This is a genomic window from Delftia sp. DS1230 (genome assembly GCF_040112715.1).
GTDB lineage: Bacteria > Pseudomonadota > Gammaproteobacteria > Burkholderiales > Burkholderiaceae_C > Comamonas > Comamonas tsuruhatensis.
In genome coordinates this window covers 5,358,979-5,380,978 of sequence record NZ_CP157763.1, presented here as the reverse complement: position 1 = coordinate 5,380,978, position 22,000 = coordinate 5,358,979, and the positions used below count along the sequence as shown (strand labels likewise).

The window sequence follows — 22,000 nt, the reverse complement described above, 5'->3', positions numbered from 1 at the left end:
ATGCACTCTGGAGATTCCACCATGCACGATACCCTCGAACAAAGCCGCGTGCAGCAGCGCGCGAGACTGCTGGACTGGCTGGGCGGCCAGCAGCAGGCCATGCAAGACCTGTTGCACAGGATTGTCGATATCGACAGCGGCAGCCGCGATGAAGCCGGCATCCTGGCCGTGGCCCAGGCGCTGCGCGAGCGGCTGGAGGCGGCCGGCGTGGCCGTGCGTTTCGAGGACGTGCCCGGCTACGGCGTGCTGCTGCATGCCGACGTGCCCGGGCCCGGCGAGGGCGCGCCCATCTATCTGATGGGTCACATGGACACGGTTTTTCCGGCCGGCACCGTGGCGCGCCGCCCCTTCCGCGTGGAAGAAGGCCGGGCCTACGGTCCCGGCGTGGCCGACATGAAGTCGGGCCTGGTGCTCAACGTCTTCGTGGCCGAGGCCTTTGCGCGCTGCGGCGGCCTGGGCGCGCCGCTCAAGCTGTTCTTCTCGTGCGATGAGGAGATCGGCTCGCCCGCCACGCGCCAGACCATCATGGACACGGTGCGCGGTGCGCGCGCCGTCTTCAATGCCGAGCCCGGCCGCGTCAGCGGCAACCTGGTGACCAGCCGCAAGGGATCGATGGCCGTGGAGTTCGAGGTGCAGGGCGTGGCCGCCCATGCGGGCATCAACCACGCGGCCGGCGCCAGCGCGCTGGAGGCCATGGCGCGCAAGCTGCTGGCCCTGCATGCGCTGACCGATCCCGCCACGGGCACGACCACCAATGTGGGCGTGCTGCAGGGCGGCATCGTGCCGAACATGGTGGCGCCCCACGCCAAGGCCGAGCTCGATGTGCGCTACACGGCTCAGACCGATCCCGATGCGCTGATGGAGCGCATCCGCGCCATCGTGGAGGAAGAATCCGTGCCCCGCACCCAGGGCCGCGTCACCGCCGTGCGCCGCACCCTGCCCATGGCGCCCACGCCCGATGCGCTGCTGCAGCTGTACCGGCGCGGCGCGCAGTCGCTGGGCTTCGATGTGCAGGGCGAGTTCACGGGCGGCGCGGCCGACAGCGGTCTGACCGCCTCGGTGGGCGTGCCCACGCTGTGTGCCACCGGCCCCGTGGGCGGCCATGCCCATACCGAGCGCGAGTACTGCGAGCTGGCCACCTTCGTTCCGCGTGCGCAGGCCGTGGCCCTCGCCATCTTTGATCACCCCTGATTGCGCTGATACCCATGAAAAACCTGTCCGTGAACCCCTCCCTGAACACCCGCCGCAAGCTGCTGGGCGCAGGCCTTGGCCTGGCGGGCCTGTCCGCGCTGGCGCCGCTGGCCGCACGCGCCGATGACAAGTACCCCTCGCGCCCGATCACGCTGGTCGTGCCGTTTCCGCCCGGCGGTTCGGTGGACATCATGGGCCGACAGTACGCCGAGCCCCTGTCGCGCATCCTGGGCGCGCCCATCGTGGTGGAGAACCGGCCCGGCGCGGGCGGCTCGGTGGCCACGCAGTACGTGTCGCGCGCCAAGCCGGACGGCTACACCCTGGTCGTGTCCTCGCAAAGCAGCCACCTGGCCAATCCGCTGACCCAGCCCAAGATCGGCTACGACCCCATCAAGGACTTCGAGAACATTGCCATCCTGGGCCGCCAGCCCAATGCGCTGATGGTGCATTCCAGCCTGCCCGTGAAGAACTTCCAGGAGTTCATCGAGTACGTGAAGAAGCGCCCCGGCCAGGTCAACTACGGCAGCGGCGGCATCGGCAGCATGGGCCAGCTCAATGTGGAAATGCTCAAGGCCGCCACGGGCATCTTCGCCACCCACATTCCCTACCGTGGCGGCTCGCCGCTGGTCACGGCCGCCATCGGCAACGAGGTGCAGTTCATCCTCGACAACCTGGTCTTCATGCTGCCCCACGTGCAGTCGGGCAAGGTGCGCGCCCTGGTCGTGGCCTCGGAGCAGCGCCTGCCCATGCTGCCCGACGTGCCCACCATGGCCGAGGTCGGCTATCCCCAGCTCAACATGAGTTCCTGGACCGGCATCGCGGCGCCTGCGGGCACGCCCGACGCCATCGTGCAGACGCTGCACAAGGCCATCCGCCAGGCGGCCACGGCGCCGGCCATGGTGGCCAGCCTCAAGGAGCGCGGCGTGGTCGCGCCCGAGGAGATGAGCCCTGCCGCGTTCGAGAAGATGATGGCCGAGCGCCTGAAGCTCTTCGGCGAGGTGGTGCGCAAGGCCCATATCGTGGCCGAGTAAGCAGGGCACGCCCAGGGCGCCCCCAGGGCGCCCCGGATGGCCGGGCGCAGCCGAGGTATTTCCATAAGGAGGAGACATGAGCATGACCCCTATCGCCCGCCAGGCTGCCAGCCACCCTTCCCGCCGCCGCGTGCTTGGCGCGGGGCTGGGCCTGGGTATGCTGGCGCCGCTTGCGGCGCTGGCCGCCGAAGGCAAGGCCGCTGGCTACCCCTCGCGCCAGATCAGCTTCATCGTGCCGTTCCCTCCGGGCGGTTCGGTGGATGCCATGGCACGCCAGTACGCCGAGCCCATGGCACGCATCCTGGGCGTGCCCATCGTCGTGGAGAACCGGCCCGGCGCGGGCGGCTCGGTGGCCGCGCTGGCCGTGGCGCGCGCCAAGCCGGACGGCTACACCCTGGTCGTGTCCTCGCAGAGCAGCCATCTGGCCAATCCTCTGACCCAGCCCAAGGTGGGCTACGACCCCATCAAGGACTTCGAGAACATCGCCATCCTGGGCCGCCTGCCCAATGTGCTGGTCGTGCCCGCGAGCCTGCCCATCCGCAGCTTTGCGGAGTTCATCGCCTATGCCAAAAAGCACCCTGGCCAGCTCAACTACGGCAGCGGCGGCACGGGCAGCATGGGCCAGCTCAACATGGAGATTTTCAAGGCCGATGCGGGCCTGGACATCACCCATGTTCCCTACCGGGGCGGCACGCTGCTGGTCACCTCGGTGCTGGCGGGCGAGGTGCAGGTGTTCTTCGACAACCTCATCTCCATGCTGCCCCACATCCAGGCGGGCAAGGTGCGCGCCCTGGCCGTGGCCTCCGAGCAGCGCGTGGCACAAATTCCCGATGTGCCCACGCTGGCCGAGGTCGGCTACCCGCAGCTGAACATGAGCTCATGGACCGGCCTGGCCGCGCCGGCCGGCACGCCCGCGCCCGTGGTGCAGGCCCTCTTCAAGGCCGTGCGCCAGGCCGCCACGGCGCCGGCCATGGTGGCCAGCCTGCAGGACCGGGGCGTGACCCCGCCCGAGGAAATGAGCCCCGCGGCTTTCGAGGCCATGATGTCCGAGCGCCTCAAGCGCTTTGGCGAGGTGGTGCGCAGGACGGGCATCGTCGCCGAGTGAGCTGCTAGTCCAACTGCACACCCACCTCGCGCACCAGCCGCCCCCAGTCCGCCAGGTCCTGGCGCAGCGTGTCGGCGAATTGCGCAGGCGTGGTCCGGGGCAGATCGGTCAGGTTGAGCTCGCCCAGCTTTTTGGCCGTGGCCGGGTCCTGCAGCAACTGGTTGATGGCGGCGTTGAGCTTGTCCACGATGGGCTGCGGCGTTTTGGCGGGCGCGAAGACGCCGTACCAGGAATAGTTGTGGAACGGGTAGCCCGCCTCGGTCAGGCTGGGCAGGTCCGGCTGGCTGGGAATGCGCTTGTCGCCGCTGTGCGCAATGGCGCGCACGCGGCCCGCACGCACCAGCTCCACGGTGGAAGAGGTGTCCGCAAACGCCGCTTGCACCTGCCCGCCCAGCAGGCCCTGCACACAGGGGCTGCTGCCCTTGTAGGGCACATGCTGCATCTGCAGGCCTGCCTGCTTGAGCAGGAATTCCATGGTCAGGTGCCCGCCCGAGCCCTGGCCCCAGGAGCAGTAGCTGAGCTGGCCGGGCCGGGCGCGCACATGCTCCACGAACTCCTTGAGCGAATGCACGGGCAGATCGCGCGAGACCAGCAGCAGATTGCCGGCGCGCCCTATCTGCGCAATGGGCGTGAAGTCCTTGATCGGGTCATACGGAACCTTGCGGTAGAGGCTGGGATTCACGGCCATGGACGCCGTGTAGGTGAACAGCAGCCGGTAGCCGTCCGGCGCACTGCGTGCGGCCTGCTCCACGCCGACCAGGCCGTTGGCGCCGGGCCGGTTGTCCACCACGAAGGGCTGCCTGAGCAGCCGGGTCAGGCCTTCGGCAAACACCCGCGCGATGGTGTCCGTGCCGCCGGCGGCGGCCGTGGGCACGATCAGCGTGACGGGGCGGGCGGGGTAGTTGCCGGCATCCTGCGCCGGCTGGGCGTGGCCTGTGCAGGCCATGGCCAGCAGCAGGGCCCAGGCCATGCCGTGCTTCTTCATCGTCTTCATGCACTTGTCTCCTTGTGTCGCCTTGAGTCGCCTTGCCTGTGCGCGGCCCCGTCAGCGTAGCCCCAGGCGCGCCTGCGTGCCCTGCTCGATCATGTCGGCCCCCACGCGGTAGAGGTTGCGCGAGACATAGCTGTCCACCTCGCGCGCACGCTCGCGCAGCCAGGCGGCCTTGAGGCTGCGGGCCTGGCCGATCTCGGGCGCGTCGCCGGCCGCCGTGGCCAGCACGTCGATCACATGCAGGGCCAGCTGCCACTGGCCCGCGTCGGCTAGCGCCTGGGCGCTGGCCACCAGGCCGGGCTTGTCGGTGATGGCATCGGCAATGGCGGCGCCCGCAGCCTCGGGCGGGGCCGGGTGCAGCGTGGTCGGGTTGCGGTCCCACCAGCCGTTTTCCGAGCGGTAGATGTCGCGCACGATGTAGCTGGGGTCGCCATAGGTGGGCTTCATCCACTCCACGCCGAACAGCTCCTGCGGATAGTCCATGGCCGCGAGCACCTGCTGCTCGTTCAGGCCCTCGTTCATCAGGCGCACGACTTCGGCGCGCAGCCAGCGCAGCGCCTGTGCGGTGTGCAGCAGCACCTGCTGCACGGCCTGCTCGCCCTCGATCACGGGACCGAACTCGCGCACGGCCTTGAGCGGGCGCAGCGCGGCCATGGCCTGCAGCGTGTCGGCCCAGCGCACGGTGTCGCGCAGCGTGCGAAAGGGCGTGCCGATGTTGGGGATGGAGTCCAGCAGCGCCGCGCCGCCGTACAGCACGCGCTGGCCGGGGCTCCACAGCGCGATGGCGTCGTCGGTCTCGGACGGCGCCCAGAACAGCTCGATGCGGCTGTCTCCGCTGCCTATCTCCAGCCGCGTGTCGAAGGTTTCGGTGGGCTCGTGCATGTCCAGCCGGTGCTCGAAAAAGCCCGCGCTGCGGTTGAACTGGATCTCGGCCATGCGGTGCTGCAGCGCCCGGGTCTCGCGGTAGCGTGCCTGGCGGCGCGGCAGGTTGCGGTGCGCGATGAGGCGCGGCACAGGCTCTCCGCGCGCGGCCGCATGCTCCAGCCATGCGGGCACGCCCGCGTTGTAGCCGATGTGGCCGTGGCTGTAGCACAGCGCATGCACGGGCGCGTCGCTGAGCTGGCGCAGGCTGGCGATCATGTCCTGGCTGACCTTGCCGCCGGGGCCGGCGTCGATCACCACCAGGCCCGCGTCGGTCTCGGCCACGAAGGACTGGCCCTGGCCGCGCAGTATGTGCAGGCCCGGCGCCACGGTTTCGCTGCCGGTGCCCACCAGCAAGAAGGGCTTGTCGTCGTCTCTGGCGTTCATGGGGTCTCCGGGTCTGGTTCGATGGGGGGCAGGGCGTAGCGGCCGTCCAGCAGTTCGGGCTGGGGCATGTAGGCGCGCAGGCACAGGTAGAAGCCTTCGCGCGGCGCGGGCAGCCAGTTGGCGCGGTGGTCTTCGCTGGCCGGTGGCGCGTGGCTGATGTGGATAGTCAACCCGCCATCGCCATCAGAGTCGGGGCGCAGGCCCGGCGTGCGGTCGCCGATGGCATGGCGGTCGATGGGGTTGTCCACCAGCATGCAGTCGTGGGCGCCGTAGAGGGTCAGGGACCAGAAGGCCTGCACGGGCGGCAGCGCGCCTGGTGCAAAGCGAAGCCGGTAGCGGCGGCTGCCGTGCAGGGGCCGGCCCTGGGCGTCATGCCAGGCCAGCGGGTAGATGGCCTCGCGGCTTTCCAGCATGCCGATGTACTTGAGCGCAATTTCGGCGCGGGCCTGGAAGTCATCGCCAAAACTGCCTTCGACCAGGGCGGGGAGTTCCCAGCCCGAGTCCAGGCGCCGGCCCGTGCTGGCCGCGCGCAGCCGGGGCAGCACGCTGTCCAGGGCGCGCTGCAGTGCGGCTTGCTGTTGCGCATCGGGTGCGCCCAGCCCGGCGCCCAGGCCCACGGCAGCAAAGCGTGCGACCCGTGCGGCATGCCCCGCCGGCGGCGGGTTGTCGCGCAAGGCGGCATTCACCTGGGCTGCATAGTGCTCGGCATTTGGCGGGGCCTGGGGATCGCAGTCCGGGTCGAAGGCACGGGCCTGCGAGGGCGTGCCCGCCTGCCAGTCGGCCAGCGGGCGCACCGCAAAGCCGTCCTGCAGCGCGTGCACGGCGGGCAGGTCGTGCTCGCCATCGACCAGGATGCGGCCTATCACCCACAGCCAGGGCGTGGGCGCGGCAATGTGTGCGCCGGGCGCATCGAACGGTGGCGGTAGCGCCCCCTGCCAGCCGGGCGGCGTGACAAGGAAGGAGCGCGCTGCCGTGCCCGTCAGGCGCTGGCCCAGGTGGGCGAAGGGGTTGGTGAAGAAGTCCAGCAGGCCCAGCACGTAGTAGCGGCCCGCCGTGTCGGGCACGTCGATCACCAGCGGCCCGGCGCCCAGGTCCAGCCAGGCGTTGGTGTAGAGCGTGTCGTTGTTGGGCGTGACCACGCGGCTGGTGCCGGCGCGCAGCAGCTGGCGCGCATGCACGAACTGGTTGCACCAGCGCAGCGGTGCGGGCGCGGCCTCGCCCGCCGCATTGCGCCGGGGCGAGGTGGCCGCGCGCATGCGGCGCATCTCGTACAGCGGGCAGGTGTGGATGACGGCCTCTTCGGCCAGGGTGCTCAGGTCCATGGCGTGTCTCATGCGGCCACGGGCTGCAGGGGTGGAACAGGCCATTGGTGCGCGCCTGCCTGCGGGTGGTACATGCGCAGGATGAGGTAGAAGCGCCCGTGCGGCGTGGGAAGCCAGTTGGCGGCGCCCTGTGCCGGCCGGGCATGGCCCAGGTCGATCTGCAGGCTGCCGTCGGCCTCGCGCAGCAGTCCCGGCGTGCGGTCGCCGATGGAGTGGCGGCCGATCTCGTTGCCGTAGAGAAAGCGGTCGGCGTCATACAGGGTGACGGACCAGAAGGCATCGGCCGGCGGCATGTCGGCGGCATTGAAGCGCAGCACATAGCGCTGGCTGCCGTCCAGCGGCTGCAGGCCTGCGTCGTGGTGGGCGGCCGCGTAGATGGCCTCGCTGGTGGCCAGCGCGCCCAGGCCCAGGTAGGCGGTGCGTGCGCGGCCCAGGTACTCGCTGCCGTAGCGGCCGGTGGACGGCGTCATGGTCCAGGGCCGGGGACGGCGGTTGCGCCCCATGGCGGCCACGGTGCGCACGCCGTCGGCAAAGCCCTCGGTCAGGCCTTCGCGCAAGTGCTCCTCCAGCTGCTCCCACGCCATGTGGGCGCTGGCCACCAGGCCGGCCTGGCCGAACCAGGCCAGCAGCCCCTGGTCCTCCTTGCGGCCAGGCGCCTCGGCCAGCGCATGGCAGAGGTTGGCAAAAAATCGCGGTGCAACCTCGGCCGCAGGCTCCTGGTTCTCGAAGGCGGCCGCCATGGCGTCCACGGGCGGGCCGACCCAGTTCGCGACGGCGGCCGGGCGGCCTCCTTTCGGCGTGCCTGGCGCGGGCTCCAGTCGGATGTCGGCCTGCAGTGCGCGGGCTGCAGGCCAGTCGGGCGCATCGCCCACCACGGTGCGGCCGATCAGCCAGACCAGGTTGCTGGGGCAGTGCACCAGACGGTGGCCGGCCAGGTGTTCCGGCACCTGGCCGCCCGGCCCGACCAGGACCACGGTCTCTCCTTCGGGCGCACAGTTGCGCGGTCCCAGGTTCTCGAAATTCTCGGTATAGGCGTCGTACAGGGCCAGCACGAAGTAGCGGCCCGGATGTGCGGCGCTGGAGGGCACGGTCAGCAGGCGCGGGCCGTCGGCCAGGTGGATCCAGGCCAGCGAGTACAGCAGGTCGTTGGCGGGCGTGACCACGTCGCGGTCCTCATGGGTGGAGGGGCGCTGGCTGTGGTGCAGCGTGTCGAAGTCGCCGCGCATGTCCAGGCCCAGGCCGGTGGCACGTGCGGCGCCGGCATCGGTCTGCAGGCGGCAGGTGCGGTAGGTCTCTATCAGCGGATAGCCATAGACAAAGGCGGCCAGGCCGATGGAGCGCGCCAGGGCGCGGCGGACTTCGGGCAGGGAGGGAGGGGTCGGGTTCATGTCCATTGTTTTCTTCAGGGCAGGAGGGGGGTCAGTCGAGGGTCACGCCCGTGGAGCGCGCCAGGTCCAGCGCCACGGGCAAAAAGGCGGCGTAGGCGGCGCTGGCCTCGGCCGGGCTGTTGCCCTGGGCCTCCAGGCCCAGCGCCTCGACACGCTGGCGCACCTGGGGCTCGCGCATCACGGCGGCGACCTCGCGGCCCAGGCGTTCGACGATGGCGTCGGGCGTGCGCGCGGGCGCCATCAGCGAGATCGATCCCGTGATGGCATACACGGGCTCGCGGTAGCCCTGCTCGGCAAAGGTGGGCGCATCGGGCAGTACCTTGCTGCGGCGCGGTCCGGCCACGGCCAGGGCGCGCAGCTTGCCGGCGTCGATGAAGGGCTTGAGCGTGGCGGCCGAGCCCAGCGTCATCTGGATCACGCCGCTGATCAGGTCGATGGACATGGGCCCCTCGCCCTTGTAGGCCACGTGCAGCGACTGCAGGCCGTAGGCCTTGTCCATGAAGACCTGGACCTGGTGCGGCTGCGTGCCCGCGCCCCAGGAACCCATGGCGTACTTGCCCGGCGACTGGCGCACGGCCTCGACCAGTCCCTTGAAGTCCTTGGCCGGCACGGCCGGGTTGACGGCCATCACCATGGAGGGCGAGACCACGTCCGAGACCATGCGCAGCTCTGTGCGCGGGTCGTAGGGCAGCTTCTTGTAGAGCACCAGGTTGGCCGTGATGGGCCCGGGCACGGTCAGCAGCAGGGTGTGGCCGTCGGGCGCGCTCTTGGCCACATGCTCGGTGCCGATGATGCCGCCGGCGCCGCTGCGGTTGTCCACCACCACGGGCTGGCCCAGGCGCTTGGCCAGGCCCTCGGCCAGGATGCGCGCCACGGTGTCGGTGGAGCCGCCGGCCTGGTATTGCACGACGATGCGAACGGGCCGGGCGGGATAGCCGTCCTGGGCCAGCGCGGCGCTGCAGGCCAGGGCAAGGCAGGTCAGCGCGGTGGTGCGCAGCAGGGGTGTGTTCATGGTGGCCTCCTGGTGGGAGATGGAATGGGCATTGGCTTTCATGCAGCCTCCCTGCCGATGACCAGCGCATCGACGGCCACGCAGCCGCCGTCTGCGCGCGGGCGGGCGATCAGGGGGTTGATCTCGGCGCTTTCCAGCGTGGCGCCTGCGCGCTGCGCAAAGCCGGCCAGGGCGCACAGCGTGTCGGCAATGCTGTCCAGGTCCACGCGGGGGCGGCCGCGCGCGCCGTCCAGCACGGCGAAGGCCCGCAGCTCGCGCACCATGGCCAGCGCGTCGTCGCGCGTGATGGGCAGCAGGCGCAGCGAGACATCGCGCAGGATCTCGGCATGGATGCCGCCCAGCCCGAACATCAGCACCGGGCCGAACACCGGGTCGCGGTGCACGCCGGCGATGCACTCCACGCCGCCCTGCACCATGGGGGCGGCCAGCGCGCCGTCGATGTGCGCATCGGGCCGGGCCTGGCGCGCATTGGCCAGGATGCGGTCGAAGGCGGCCTGGGCGCCGGCCGCATCCGCCAGGTTCAGTGCCACGCCGCCCACGTCGGACTTGTGGGCGATGGCATCGCTGCAGACCTTGAGGGCAATGCGTCCGCCCATCTCCTGCGCGGCCTGCACGGCCTGCGCTGCCTCGGCCGCCGTGCGCACCAGCCGGTGCGGCACCACGGGCACTCCGGCCTCGGCCAGCAGGGCCATGCTGCGCTGCTCCGACAGCGTGCCCGCCGCCAGGTGCAGTGCGCTGCCTGCATCTGCCATCGCGGGCAGAGCCTGCGGTGTTTCATGCAGGCGGGCCAGCGCGCCAATGCAGCGTATGGCCGCGCCCGGGTCGGCGAACACCAGGCAGCCCAGCGCCTCCAGCGCATCGCGGCGCTCGGGCGGGCACAGTGTGCTGACGGCCAGCAGGGTGTCCGGATGGTGGGTGCGCAGCGTCTGCACCAGGCTTTGCAGCACGGGCCAGAAGGCGTCGGACAGGCCGCCTGCCGCGAAGAAGCCGAGCCAGCTGTCGAACTGCCGGTCGGCCAGCATCAGGCGGGCGCTGCGCTCCAGCAGCGTCATGTCGTTGGTGACCTGGCCCGTGATGTCCACGGGGTTGCGCGGCGCGGCAAACGGCACCCATTCGCGCAGCTGGCGCTGGGCCGCATCGGACAGCGGTGCCACGTCCAGGCCGGCTGCGCTGGCGTCGTCGGCCATCATGGCGCCCACGCCGCCCGAGACCGTGAACAGTCCGATGGACCGCCCCTTGGGGGCCCGGGCGATGGAGGCACTGGCCGCCAGCGCGAAGAAGTCGGTGATGGAATGCGCGCGCAGCACGCCGTAGCGGCGGAACACCGCGTCATAGACGGCATCGTTGCCCGCCAGCGAGGCGGTGTGCGATGCGGCGGCGGCCGCGCCCAGGGCGCTGGTGCCCACCTTGCACATGACCACGGGCTTGCCGCGCTCCTGCGCCAGGGCCAGGGCCGCGCGCAGCCGGGGGCCGTCGCGGCAGCCTTCCATGTAGGCCATGATCACGTCGGTCTCGGGGTCCTGGGCCAGCCAGGCCAGGCCATCGGCCAGCTGCACATCGGCCTCGTTGCCCGTGGTGGCCCACAGCGACAGGCCCAGCCCACGCTCGCGCGCCAGGCTGTAGGCATAGGCACCGAAGGCGCCCGACTGGCTGACCATGCCGATGCGCCCGGGCCGCACGAGGCCGCCGCCCGGCGCGGGCGAGAACGTGGCGTAGACCTGGTGGCCGGGGCGCATGAAGCCCAGGCAGTTCGGGCCGATGAGGCGTATGCCCGCCTCCTGCGCGCGCCGCGCCAGCGCCTGCTGGGCGGCCGTGCCGTCGGAGCCGGTCTCGGCATAGCCCGAGGAAAACAGCACCATGGACTGCACGCGCGCGGCGGCCGCATCCTCCAGCACGCCGGCCACCTGCGACTGCGGCACGGCGACGATGGCCAGGTCCACCGGCGCGCCGATGGCGGCCAGCCGCTCGTGCGCGGGCAGGCCCTGCACGCGGCTGGCGCGCGGGTTCACCGCATACAGCGCGCCGCCGTAGCCGAAGCGCAGCAGGTAGTCCAGCGGAATGCCGCCGATCTTGCTGGCCTGGTCCGAGGCGCCGACCACGGCGATGGAGCGCGGCGCGAACAGCGCGTCGAGCCGGGAAGTGTCGAAGCAATGGCTGTCGGTCATGTGTGTCCCTCAGAAGTTGTGGCGCACACCCAGCGCCAGGGACCGCACGCCGTCGCCGCTGTTGGCGGCCACCGGCACGTTGGCAATGGCGGCCGAGGCATTGGCCGCATTGCCCAGCTGCAGCCAGCGCGCGTAGAGCACGGTGCGCTTGCTCAGCGCGTAGTCGTAGCCCAGCGTCCAGGTGTTCTGGGCGCGGTCCGTGCCGCCCACCTCGCGCCGCGCCACCGAGACCAGCAGCTTGGAGCGCGCATCCACGCTCCAATCGGCGCCCAGCTGCGCCAGCTTCGCCTTGGGTGTGCCGGCGCGGTCCACGCGGTTGATGACGTAGTTGCCCGTCAGGCGCAGCCCGTCCAGGGCTTCCCAGCTGGCCGACAACGCCTGGTACTGGCTGGTGGCGGGCGCGGCCACGGGTGCGGCGGCGCTGCCTTCCACGGACTTCTGGAAGCTGTAGGCCAGGAACCAGGGCTTCTGGTTCCAGCCCAGCGTGGCGCCGTAGAGGCGGCCGTTGCTGCTGTTCGGCGAAGCCGCTTCGCCGAAGGAATAGGCCAGGTCCGCCAGCCAGGGCTGGCCTGCCGGCGTGCGGTAGCGCACCAGGTTGTTGGCCCGCGCCGCAAACGGCCGCAGGCCGGCCTGGGCATCGGTGGCCGACACCAGGTTCAGCGAGGAAAACAGCGCGTTCATGCCCAGCGGATCGGCCCGGAACAGCGCGCCGAACATGGGCGTGTACATGCGGCCCATCTCCACGGCGCCCCAGCCGCTGTTCAGTCCTACCCAGGCCTGGCGCGTGAAGGCCAGGCCCGGGCCGGGAATGGTGCCCAGGCCCGTGTCCGGCGCCACGCCGGCCTCCAGCATGAACTGGGCGCGCAGGCCGCCGCCCAGGTCCTCGCTGCCGCGAAAGCCGATGCGCGATGCCGCGCTGCCCCCGTCCTCCAGCCGGCTCAGGCGCGTGGCGCCCGACCTTGCGCTGTTGATGTGGACGTCGACGATGCCGAACATCTCCACGCTGCTCTGGGCCCACACGGACGTGCCCAGGGCCGCCATGCCGCCGGCGGCCAGCCAATGCTTGTGCTTCACGAACTTGTCTCCTTGGTAGCGCCCCGGATGCTTTGCCCGGTGGCTTGCTTGCTACTATCCCGAGCTACAGGGGATGCACTCTGTCAAGCCATTGACAAATGGCGGTACATGGGCACCGGACTAACCCGGGGCCTTCGACTTCGTGAGAGAACCATGCGCTCCAAGCCTGCTCCCGTGGCCGACCCTTCGGCGCTGATCCGCCGCGCCCTGGGCCTGTGCCGCATGCTGCGCAACTGGCCGCCCGAGGTGCTGGATGAGCTGACGGCGCTGTCCCGCCTGGGCCGCTACGAGCGCCACCAGCAGGTGCGCGCCGCCGACCCCAAGCGGCGCGAGGTGCTGGTGGTGGCTTCGGGCTGCGTGGAAGTGGGCGGCGTGGACGCCACGGGCTCGCGCTTCGTGCTGTCCATGCACAGCGCGGGCGACATCGTCGGCCTGGCGCGGCTGCTGGAGCACACGCAATTCGTCTACGACTACCACGCGCACCAGCCCACGGTGCTGGTGGAGATCCCCGGCGAGTCCTTCCTCGCCCTGCTCGATGCCCATCCGCCGCTGTGGAAGGACATCTGCCTGCTGGTGCTGGCGCGCATGCACGAGCTGATCGTCGTCCAGCAGCGCCACGCCTTCAGCAACATCGACAACCGCGTGGCCGAGCTGCTGGCGCGGCTGGCCTCCACGCATGGCCAGCCCGCGCCCGACGGGCAGGGCGTGGTGCTGCGCATCTCGCAGAGCGACCTGGCCGCCATGCTGTCGGTCTCGCGCCAGACCATCAACAAGGAGCTGCGCCTGCTGGAGCAGCGCGGCCTGCTGCAGGCCGCCTATGGGCGGCTGACGCTGGTCGATCTTGCCGGCCTGGGGCGCGCGGCCGCAGCCGGCCCGGCAATGGGACAATAGCGCACCATGACCGCCTCCACCGACACCCTCACGATCACCCGTCCCGATGACTGGCACCTGCACGTGCGCGATGGCGAAGCCATGCGCAGCGTGGTGCCGCATACGGCCGCGCAGTTTGCGCGCGCCATCATCATGCCCAACCTCAAGCCGCCGGTGACCACTGCCGAGCAGGCGCTGGAGTACAAGCAGCGCATCCTCTCGGCCGTGCCCGAGGGCATGGCCTTCGAGCCGCTGATGACGCTGTACCTCACCGACAACCTGCCGCCCGAGGAAATCGTGCGCGCCAAGGCGGCCGGCGTCGTGGCCTGCAAGCTCTACCCGGCTGGCGCCACCACCAACAGCGACCACGGCGTCACCGACCTGCGCAAGATCTACCCCACGCTGCAAGCCATGCAGCGCGAAGGCCTGCTGCTGCTGGTGCACGGCGAAGTCACCAGCAGCGACATCGACCTGTTCGACCGCGAGGCCGCCTTCATCGACCAGCACCTCATCCCGCTGCGCCGCGACTTCCCCGAACTCAAGATCGTCTTCGAGCACATCACCACGCGCGAAGCCGCCCAGTACGTGACCGAGGCCGACCGCTTCGTGGGCGCCACCATCACGCCCCAGCATCTGCTGTTCAACCGCAACGCCATCTTCACGGGCGGCATCCGTCCCCACTACTACTGCCTGCCCGTGCTCAAGCGCGAGACGCACCGCCTGGCCCTGGTCGAGGCAGCCACCAGCGGCCTGCCCAAATTCTTCCTGGGCACGGACAGCGCGCCGCACGCGGCCCATCTCAAGGAACACGCCACGGGCTGCGCGGGCTGCTACAGCGCCCATGCCGCCATCGAGATGTATGCCGAGGCCTTCGACAATGCCGGCGCGCTGGACAAGCTCGAAGCCTTCGCCAGCTTCAACGGCCCGGACTTCTACAGCCTGCCGCGCAACACCGGCAAGATCACCCTGGTGCGCGAGAGCTGGACGCCGCCGGACAGCTTCGCCTTCGGCGAGGCGCAACTGAAGCCGCTGCGCTCCGGCGAAGCCCTGCCCTGGAAGCTGGTTTAAGCTGGCGGGACTGCCACCCGCCAGAGGATTGCCATGCCTGAGCCGCAACCGCGCATCGCCCTGCTGATCGACGCCGACAACGCGCCGGCCGAGATGATCGACGAGATCCTGACCGAGCTGTCGACCTTCGGCGTCATCGACATCCGCCGCGCCTACGGCAACTGGACCAAGCATTCGCTCAGCGGCTGGCAGCGCAAGCTGCTCGATTTCGCACTGCGGCCGATGCAGCAGTTCGACTACTCCAAGCACAAGAACGCCACCGACATGGCGATGACCGTGGACGCCATGGAGCTGCTCTACACCGAGCGGCCCGACGCCTTCGGCATCGTCTCCTCCGACGCCGACTTCACCCCGCTGGTGATGCACCTGCGCTCCAAGGGCGCGGCCGTCTACGGCTTCGGCATGGCGCAGACACCCCAGCCCTTCGTCAATGCCTGCTCGCGCTTCCTGTACCTGGAAGCGCTGGGCGAGGCGGCGCCAGCCAACGGCAATGGCCAGGACGCCGCGCATGAGGCAAGCCAGGCGGCGGTGCCGCCCGTGGCTGCATCGGCCGCCGCCGCGCCCCAGCCGCCCAACGGTGCCGGCAAGGAACGCGCGCCGGCCCAGGTCGAGCAGGCACCTGCCTCCTTGTCCGTTCCCGAGCCGCAGCGCCCCTGCCTGCGCGTTCCTTCGCAGGAGCTGCGCCAGGACACGCGCCTGCTGAACATGCTGCGCAGCGCCGTCAACGCCACGCAGGACGAAAGCGGCTGGGCCCATGTGGGCGCCGTGGGCGCGCAGATCGGCAACAAGGCCTCGTTCGATGCGCGCAACTACGGCTATGCCACGCTCACCAAGCTGCTGGCGGCCACGCAGGCCTTCGAGATGCGCGACGAGGGCACCTCGCGCGTGGCCGTGCGTGACAAGCGCCTGGCCAAGGCGCAGTCCAGGCCGTCCGGCAATTGACGTTTCCCATCGACTGGAATGCGCCCTGGCTGCAGGGGCTGCAAACGCAGGGCAGGGCGGCTTGTCTGCAGGTGGCGCAGGGCCGGCCGGTCTGGCAGGCCCTGCAGTCACTGGCCGACGCACAGGCGCTGCCCTGGCGCTTTGTGCCCCAGCACGATCTGCCCGAAGGCATGGCCTACGAGCAATTCATCTTCGAGACGCGCTGCATTCCCACGCGCGACAACCTGCATGACTTCTTCAACGGCCTGATCTGGCTGCGCTGGCCCGCGCTCAAGCAGCGCTGCAACGCCCTGCAGGCCGGCGCCATTGCACGGGCAGGCGTGGGCGCGCAGCGCGGGCCGCTGCGCGATGCCGTCACCGTGCTGGACGAGAACGGCGCCCTGCTGCTGGCGCCGGCCGCGCTGTGCGAGGCGCTGCGCCACCGGCGCTGGCACCAGCTCTTCGTGGAGCAGCGCGCACTGTGGCGCCAGGCCAGGCTGCTGCCCATAGGCCATGCGCTGCTGGAAAAGCTGGTGCAGCCGCGCAAGCCCATCACGGCCCATGTGCTGTGCGTGCACACGGATGGTGCAGGCGCCACGCCGGCTTCTGGCGCAGCGGATATCGACGCCTGGCTGGCCGGCAGCATCTGGCTGGAGGCCGACACCCTGGCGTGCAAGCCTTTTGCGCCCTTGCCGGTGCTGGGCGTGCCCGGCTGGTGGCGCGAAAACGAGAACTTTTCCTTCTATGATGACTCTCTCGTGTTCCGGGCGCCCCGTTCCGTACAAGCATCACAACAAGGAATGACAACGGCGCAGGACCCGGCTTGAAAACAGCCGGTGCGGCCCTCACTTTTCAACGCTGCAGGGCCCAGATCCTTCCCCCTTTCCCCACTTTGTGGAGAACCCACTGATGAAACGCATCGCACTTTTTCTATTGACCAACGTCGCCGTCGTGGTGGTGCTGGGCATCGTCGCCAGCCTGCTGGGCGTCAACCGCTTCCTGACCTCCAATGGCCTGAACCTCGGGGCCCTGCTGGGCTTCGCCTTCATCATGGGCTTTGGCGGCGCCATCATCTCGCTGCTGATCTCCAAGCCGCTGGCCAAGTGGAGCTCGGGCGTGCACGTGATCAATGAGCCGCGCAACGCCGATGAGGCCTGGATCGTCAACACCGTGCGCGGCTTCGCCGACCGTGCCGGCATCGGCATGCCCGAAGTCGGCATCTACGAGGGCGAGCCCAATGCCTTCGCCACCGGCGCCTTCAAGAACTCGGCCCTGGTGGCCGTGTCCACGGGCCTGCTGGAAGGCATGACGCGCGAAGAGGTGGAGGCCGTGATCGGCCACGAGGTCGCCCACATCGCCAATGGCGACATGGTGACCATGACCCTGATCCAGGGCGTGATGAACACCTTCGTGGTCTTCCTGTCGCGCGTCATCGGCTATGCCGTGGACAGCTTCCTGCGCAAGAACGACGAAAGCAGCTCGGGCCCCGGCATCGGCTACTACGTGACCACCATCGTGCTGGACATCGTGCTGGGCTTCCTGGCCGCCATCATCGTGGCCTGGTTCTCGCGCCAGCGCGAATTCCGTGCCGACGCGGGTGCCGCCCAGCTCATGGGCCGCAAGCAGCCCATGATGAACGCCCTGGCCCGCCTGGGCGGCATGCACCCCGGCGAGCTGCCCAAGAGCGTGGCCGCCATGGGCATTGCCGGTGGCATCGGCAAGCTGTTCTCGACCCACCCGCCGATCGAAGAGCGCATTGCCGCGCTGCAGAACGCGCAGAACCTCTGATTCAGGATCAGGTTCGACACGCTGGAGCCTGTCCAGTGGGGCCCGGTCATCGACTGGGCTCCGCTTTCCGAAGCCCCATCAGAAATGCTTGTCCGGTGCTGCATTTATGCGAATGTAGTAACGTACAAGCATTTTCTTTGACGGAGGTGCGTCATGCAGATTTCGACCTTCAGCAGCCGTGAATTCAACCAGCATGTTTCCGCTGCCAAGAAAGCGGCCAGTGGTGATGACGTGGTCTACATCCTGGACCGGGGGCAACCTGCCCACGTGCTGATGAGCATTGAGAAATTCCGTGAACTGTCGGGGCAGACTCGGAACATTCTTCAATTGCTGGCCATGCCCGAGGCCGCCGATATCGATTTCGACATTGAGCGCGCGAAGGATTTGCCGCGCACAGTGGACCTGTCCTGATGTATCTGTTGGACTCCAACATCGTTTCCGAACTGCGCAAGGCATCGTCGGGCCGCGCGAACGATGGCGTTGTGGCCTGGGCGCAATCGGTCGCGGCCGAGTCCCTTTTCATCAGCGCGATCACGCTGATGGAGCTGGAGAAAGGCGTGCAGTTGAAAGCCCGGCAAGACCCGGCTGCCGGGCAGGTGCTGCGCCGCTGGCTGGTGGAACGCGTGTTCACAGCCTTTCAGGGACGTGTGCTGCCAGTGGATGCGATGGTGGCCATGGAAAACGCGGCCTACCACGTGCCTGCGCCGCGGCCGCTGGCCGACAGCCTGATCGCGGCCACGGCGAAGGTGCATGGCTTGTGCGTGGTCACCCGCAACATCAAGGACTTCGAGCCGTTCCAAGTTCATGGAGTGCGCGTCTTGAACCCTTGGATGTAGGGCCCGTCTCAACCCCACGTGCAGCCAGACTTGATCTTTACCCAGGCTTCACAAGCCCCTGTCAACAACCGGCAGGGGCTTTTTCGTTGTATCTGCATGGCCGTACTAAGCGCGGCCAGGAGTGCATCGTGAAGCCTGTATTCATTCAAACGCCGGGCCGTCGCCTGGTTCCGGCCCTGGTCCTGGTTGCCGCTGTGGTGGCGTTGACCGGCTGCGTGGTGGCGCCTGCCTATCCCGTAGGTCCTTCGGGCGAGGTGGTCTATGCGCCCATGGCGCCGCCGCCGGTGCAGACCGAGGTCATTCCGGTCGCTCCCTCGCCGGTCCATGTCTGGATCGGCGGCTCCTGGGGCTGGGGTGGCGGCCGTTATGCCTGGCGTCCTGGTTATTGGGCGGCGCCGCCGCATCCCGGCTATGCCTGGCGCCCGCACCGCTGGGACCATGGGCCGCGCGGCTGGTACCAGCGTCCCGGCGGCTGGTATCGCCGCTGAGTCAGGTGGCGGCGGCGTCGGCGCTGCCACCCTGGCCGGCCTTGGCCAGCAGGAAGTCGATGCAGGTGCGCACGGCCCGGGTCTGGTGGCGGTCGGGCAGGTACAGCAGGTACATGTGGGTGCCGAAGATGCTCAGGCGGTACTCCTGCAGGGTCAGCACCACCTCGCCGCTGGCCACCTTGTCCTGCACCACGTAGTCGGGCACCAGGCCCACGCCCAGGCCCGCCAGAATGCCCTGGCGCAGGAACGGGAAGTGCTCGGAGATCATGGTCGGCGCCAGCAGCACCTCCTGGCGCTCCGTTCCCTGGTAGGCCGACAGGCGCAGCTGGCGGCCCATCACGCCGGCCGTGATCAGCGGGCTGTTGCGCAGCTCGTACAGCGTGGCGGGCAGGCCGTGCTGCTGCGCATACTCGCGTGAGGCGCAGGCCACGTAGTGCACATTGCCCAGGCTGCGCGCAATCACCGACAGCGGCGGCTCCTGGATCACGCGGATGGCGATGTCCACCTCGTCGCGCAAATGGTCGGCCCGGTTCTCGAACAGCACATCCAGCACGATGGCCGGATACAGCCGCTTGAACTCGATCAGCCAGTCGCTCATCACGATCTGTCCATAGCCGCTGGGCACGCTCAGCCCCACGCGCCCTGCCATCCCCTGGCCCAGCGACGTGATCGTCTCGCGCGCCGACATCATCTCGTTCTGGATCGCGCGGCCATGCTCGTACATCCGCATCCCCACCTCGGTCGGCTCCACGCGCCGCGTGGTGCGCCGCACCAGCTGCACCCCCACCGATTTTTCGAGCTGCGTCAGGTGATAGCTCACATTGGCCCGCGTCATCTTCAGCTTGCGCGCCGCCTGGCTCAGATTGCCGCTATCGATGATTTCCACCAGCAGGGTCAGCGAGTTCAGATCCATAGGTATGTCCAGATACTTTGCTTCGCCCACAGCCTATGAAACTGGCGCGCTCCAAAGCCAGGGGCAGCGAGGAAGGGCCTACGCCGGCCGCGCCGCCCCGCACCGAGGCTGTCGTCCCCTCCCTTGCGAAGCAAGCAGAGAGGGGGAAGGCGCGCAAGCGCCTCAGGGGGGTGTTCAACACTGTCAAATACGTTTTTACAGTCTGTCAATCATTCATGGGATTGTAAAGAACCATTGTCGTGGCAAGAATGGATGTTTTGAGTGGAAAACCCAAGTTCGGAGACATGCAGATGAGCGAACAAGCCCAGGCTTCCGTGGTCCAGACCCGCCTTGACGGCGCCGTGCTGGTGGTCAGCATCAACAACCCCCCCGTGAATGCCCTGGGCCAGGCCGTGCGCGCCGGCCTGCTGGCCGCCGTGGAGAAGGCCGAATCGGATGCCGCCGTCAAGGCCGTGCTCATCGTGGGTGAGGGCAAGGCCTTTATCGCCGGAGCAGACATCCGCGAATTCGGCAAGCCCGCCATGCCGCCCTCGCTGCCCGAGGTGCTCAATCGTCTCGAAGCCTCCGACAAGATCGTGGTCGCCGCCATCCATGGCCCGGCCCTGGGCGGCGGCCTGGAAGTGGCCATGTCGGCCCACTACCGCCTGGCTTTGCCGGCTGCCAAGCTCGGCCTGCCCGAAGTCAACCTGGGCCTGCTGCCCGGCGCCGGCGGCACGCAGCGCGCACCGCGCCTGATGGGCGTGAAGGCGGCAGCCGACCTCATGCTCAGCGGCAAGCACCTGTCGGCCAAGGCCGCGCTGGCCGCCGGCCTGGTGGACAAGCTGGTGGACGGCACCGACGCCACGGCCGCAGGCCTGGCCTACGCCAACGAGCTGCTGGCAACCAATACCGCGCCGCGCCGCACGCGTGACATTGAAATCGCCGACAAGGCTGCTGCCCTGGCCGAACTCGACGCACTGGCCGCCGACACCGCCAAGAAGAGCCGCGGCCTGTTCTCGCCGCTGAAGATCGTGGAATGCGTGCGCGCCGCCGTGGAGCTGCCCTTCGACGAAGGCATCGCCAAGGAGCGCGCCCTGTTCGTGGAGTGCCTGAACAGCCCGCAGCGCGCCGGCCTGATCCACGCCTTCTTCGCCGAGCGCGAAACCGCCAAGATTCCCGAAGCCAAGGCCGCTGCGCCGCGCCACTTTGCCAAGATCGCCGTCATCGGCGGCGGCACCATGGGCGCCGGCATCACGGTGTCCGCGCTGGACGCGGGCCTCACCGTGACCATGATCGAGCGCGACGCCGAGTCCATCGCGCGCGGCCAGGCCAATGTGGAGAAGGTCTACAACGGCCTGATCGCGAAGGGCCGCATGACCGAGGAGGCCAAGGCCGCCGTCATGGCGCGCTACACGCCCAGCACCTCCTATGACGACATCAAGGATGTGGACCTGGTGATCGAGGCCGTGTTCGAGGACCTTGAAGTCAAGAAGGCCGTGTTCAAGGAACTGGACCGCGTCTGCAAGCCGGGCGCCGTGCTGGCCACCAACACCTCCTACCTGGACATCGACGCCATTGCCGCCGCCACCTCGCGCCCGCAGGACGTGATCGGCCTGCACTTCTTCAGCCCCGCCAACATCATGAAGCTGCTGGAGATCGTGGTGCCCGCCAAGGTGGCGCCCGATGTGGTGACCACGGCCTTCGAGCTGGCCAAGCGCATGAAGAAGGTGCCCGTGCGCGCCGGCGTCTGCGATGGCTTCATCGGCAACCGCATCCTGGCCGTCTACAAGCAGGCTGCCGACTACATCATGGAAGACGGCGCCAGCCCCTACGAGATCGACGAGGCCGTGCGCGGCTTCGGCTACCCGATGGGCCCGTTCCAGGTCACCGACCTGGCCGGCGGCGACATCGGCTGGGCCACGCGCAAGCGGCGCGCTGCCACGCGCGATCCCAAGGCCCGCTACGTCGAAGTGGCCGACCGCGTCTGCGAGCGCGGCTGGTTCGGCCAGAAGACGGGCCGTGGCTTCTACCTCTACCCGCAGGGCGCACGCGTCGGCCAGCCCGACCCCGAAGTGCTGGCCATCGTCGATGCCGAGCGCGCCAAGAAGGGCGTGACGCCGCGCCAATTCACCCCTGAGGAAATCATGCGCCGCTACATGGCCGCCATGGTCAACGAAGGCGCCAAGGTGGTGGAGGAGGGCATTGCCCTGCGCCCGCTGGACGTGGACGTGACCTTCCTGTCCGGCTACGGCTTCCCGCGCTTTCGTGGCGGCCCCATGAAGTGGGCCGACATGCAAGGTCTGGATAAGGTGCTGGCCGACATCCGCGAATTCGCCAAGGAAGACGCGCTGTTCTGGAAGCCCGCTCCCCTGCTCGAAAAGCTCGTGGCAGAAGGCCGTGATTTCGAAAGCCTGAACAAGGCAGCGTAACTGATCACCCCCTGAGCCGCTGCGCTGCTTCCCCCTCTCTCGCTACGCGGGAGGGGGACGACACCCTCGGTGTGGGGTGGCGCGGCCGGCGTAGGCCCTTCCTCGGTGTCCCCGACTGAGC

The 22,000-nt window shown here is 69.2% G+C and carries 20 protein-coding genes; 12 read left to right on the top strand and 8 right to left on the bottom strand.

Going from position 1 to position 22,000, the window contains the following annotated elements; genetic code table 11:
* The first annotated feature begins 21 nt into the window (after positions 1 to 21).
* From AAN986_RS24235 to AAN986_RS24225, 3 genes are all read left to right on the top strand, one after another.
* Positions 22 to 1,191 carry a M20 family metallopeptidase gene (locus tag AAN986_RS24235; protein WP_047217701.1) on the top strand — a complete coding sequence of 390 codons (1,170 nt, stop codon included), beginning with the start codon at positions 22 to 24 and terminating at the stop codon, positions 1,189 to 1,191.
* Between the two features lie 14 nt (positions 1,192 to 1,205).
* Complete coding sequence (locus AAN986_RS24230) at positions 1,206 to 2,222, top strand: tripartite tricarboxylate transporter substrate binding protein BugE (protein ID WP_047217700.1); 1,017 nt, start codon at positions 1,206 to 1,208, stop codon at positions 2,220 to 2,222.
* 76 nt (positions 2,223 to 2,298) lie between these two features.
* On the top strand, positions 2,299 to 3,327 hold the full coding sequence (locus AAN986_RS24225) for a tripartite tricarboxylate transporter substrate binding protein (RefSeq protein ID WP_047217699.1): 1,029 nt from the start codon (positions 2,299 to 2,301) through the stop codon (positions 3,325 to 3,327).
* 4 nt (positions 3,328 to 3,331) lie between these two features.
* Here the strand turns inward: AAN986_RS24225 and AAN986_RS24220 are convergent, their stop codons facing one another.
* Genes AAN986_RS24220 through AAN986_RS24190 form a run of 7 tightly spaced genes read right to left on the bottom strand, consistent with a single transcriptional unit; the run spans position 3,332 to position 12,587 of the window.
* Positions 3,332 to 4,321, bottom strand: a complete 990-nt coding sequence (locus tag AAN986_RS24220; RefSeq protein ID WP_047217698.1) for a tripartite tricarboxylate transporter substrate binding protein — start codon at positions 4,319 to 4,321, stop codon at positions 3,332 to 3,334.
* A gap of 51 nt (positions 4,322 to 4,372) precedes the next feature.
* Entirely contained in the window at positions 4,373 to 5,626 is a 1,254-nt protein-coding gene (locus AAN986_RS24215) for an alkyl sulfatase dimerization domain-containing protein (protein WP_047217697.1), read from the bottom strand.
* On the bottom strand, positions 5,623 to 6,948 hold the full coding sequence (locus tag AAN986_RS24210) for a DUF1254 domain-containing protein (protein ID WP_047217696.1): 1,326 nt from the start codon (positions 6,946 to 6,948) through the stop codon (positions 5,623 to 5,625). Before AAN986_RS24210 ends, AAN986_RS24215 begins: the two co-directional genes overlap by 4 nt.
* Before the next feature lie 8 nt (positions 6,949 to 6,956).
* Positions 6,957 to 8,342 carry a DUF1254 domain-containing protein gene (locus tag AAN986_RS24205; RefSeq protein ID WP_047217695.1) on the bottom strand — a complete coding sequence of 462 codons (1,386 nt, stop codon included), beginning with the start codon at positions 8,340 to 8,342 and terminating at the stop codon, positions 6,957 to 6,959.
* Between the two features lie 25 nt (positions 8,343 to 8,367).
* On the bottom strand, positions 8,368 to 9,390 hold the full coding sequence (locus AAN986_RS24200) for a tripartite tricarboxylate transporter substrate binding protein (RefSeq protein ID WP_047217694.1): 1,023 nt from the start codon (positions 9,388 to 9,390) through the stop codon (positions 8,368 to 8,370).
* On the bottom strand, positions 9,387 to 11,513 hold the full coding sequence (locus AAN986_RS24195) for an acetate--CoA ligase family protein (RefSeq protein ID WP_047217693.1): 2,127 nt from the start codon (positions 11,511 to 11,513) through the stop codon (positions 9,387 to 9,389). Before AAN986_RS24195 ends, AAN986_RS24200 begins: the two co-directional genes overlap by 4 nt.
* Positions 11,514 to 11,522: 9 nt before the next feature.
* Positions 11,523 to 12,587: a porin gene (locus tag AAN986_RS24190; protein ID WP_047217692.1), complete on the bottom strand. Its 1,065-nt coding sequence runs from the start codon at positions 12,585 to 12,587 to the stop codon at positions 11,523 to 11,525.
* 153 nt (positions 12,588 to 12,740) lie between these two features.
* Between AAN986_RS24190 and AAN986_RS24185 the strand changes: the two genes are divergently transcribed.
* From AAN986_RS24185 to AAN986_RS24150, 8 genes are all read left to right on the top strand, one after another.
* Complete coding sequence (locus AAN986_RS24185) at positions 12,741 to 13,478, top strand: Crp/Fnr family transcriptional regulator (protein WP_047217691.1); 738 nt, start codon at positions 12,741 to 12,743, stop codon at positions 13,476 to 13,478.
* Between the two features lie 6 nt (positions 13,479 to 13,484).
* Positions 13,485 to 14,525 carry a dihydroorotase gene (gene pyrC, locus AAN986_RS24180; RefSeq protein WP_034365040.1) on the top strand — a complete coding sequence of 347 codons (1,041 nt, stop codon included), beginning with the start codon at positions 13,485 to 13,487 and terminating at the stop codon, positions 14,523 to 14,525.
* Between the two features lie 33 nt (positions 14,526 to 14,558).
* The gene (locus tag AAN986_RS24175) at positions 14,559 to 15,467 is read left to right on the top strand and encodes an NYN domain-containing protein (RefSeq protein WP_047217690.1); all 909 of its coding nucleotides are present in this window, start codon (positions 14,559 to 14,561) and stop codon (positions 15,465 to 15,467) included.
* Positions 15,464 to 16,273 (top strand): DUF3025 domain-containing protein, encoded by an 810-nt coding sequence (locus AAN986_RS24170; RefSeq protein WP_047217689.1) that lies wholly within the window; start codon positions 15,464 to 15,466, stop codon positions 16,271 to 16,273. Before AAN986_RS24175 ends, AAN986_RS24170 begins: the two co-directional genes overlap by 4 nt.
* A gap of 82 nt (positions 16,274 to 16,355) precedes the next feature.
* Complete coding sequence (htpX, locus tag AAN986_RS24165) at positions 16,356 to 17,234, top strand: protease HtpX (protein ID WP_013804154.1); 879 nt, start codon at positions 16,356 to 16,358, stop codon at positions 17,232 to 17,234.
* 153 nt (positions 17,235 to 17,387) lie between these two features.
* A complete protein-coding gene (locus AAN986_RS24160; RefSeq protein ID WP_034365031.1) occupies positions 17,388 to 17,645 on the top strand; it encodes a type II toxin-antitoxin system Phd/YefM family antitoxin in 258 nt (85 codons plus the stop codon).
* Positions 17,645 to 18,070, top strand: coding sequence for a type II toxin-antitoxin system VapC family toxin (locus AAN986_RS24155; RefSeq protein WP_034365028.1), 426 nt, complete (start codon positions 17,645 to 17,647; stop codon positions 18,068 to 18,070). Before AAN986_RS24160 ends, AAN986_RS24155 begins: the two co-directional genes overlap by 1 nt.
* Positions 18,071 to 18,198: 128 nt before the next feature.
* Positions 18,199 to 18,558 carry a YXWGXW repeat-containing protein gene (locus tag AAN986_RS24150; RefSeq protein ID WP_047217688.1) on the top strand — a complete coding sequence of 120 codons (360 nt, stop codon included), beginning with the start codon at positions 18,199 to 18,201 and terminating at the stop codon, positions 18,556 to 18,558.
* Position 18,559: 1 nt separating this feature from the next.
* Here AAN986_RS24150 and AAN986_RS24145 read toward each other — a convergent pair whose 3' ends face one another.
* A complete protein-coding gene (locus AAN986_RS24145; protein ID WP_047217687.1) occupies positions 18,560 to 19,471 on the bottom strand; it encodes a LysR family transcriptional regulator in 912 nt (303 codons plus the stop codon).
* Positions 19,472 to 19,761: 290 nt separating this feature from the next.
* On the opposite strand from AAN986_RS24145, the gene AAN986_RS24140 reads away from it, so the two are divergent.
* Positions 19,762 to 21,879 carry a 3-hydroxyacyl-CoA dehydrogenase NAD-binding domain-containing protein gene (locus tag AAN986_RS24140; RefSeq protein WP_016451777.1) on the top strand — a complete coding sequence of 706 codons (2,118 nt, stop codon included), beginning with the start codon at positions 19,762 to 19,764 and terminating at the stop codon, positions 21,877 to 21,879.
* Positions 21,880 to 22,000 lie beyond the last annotated feature (121 nt).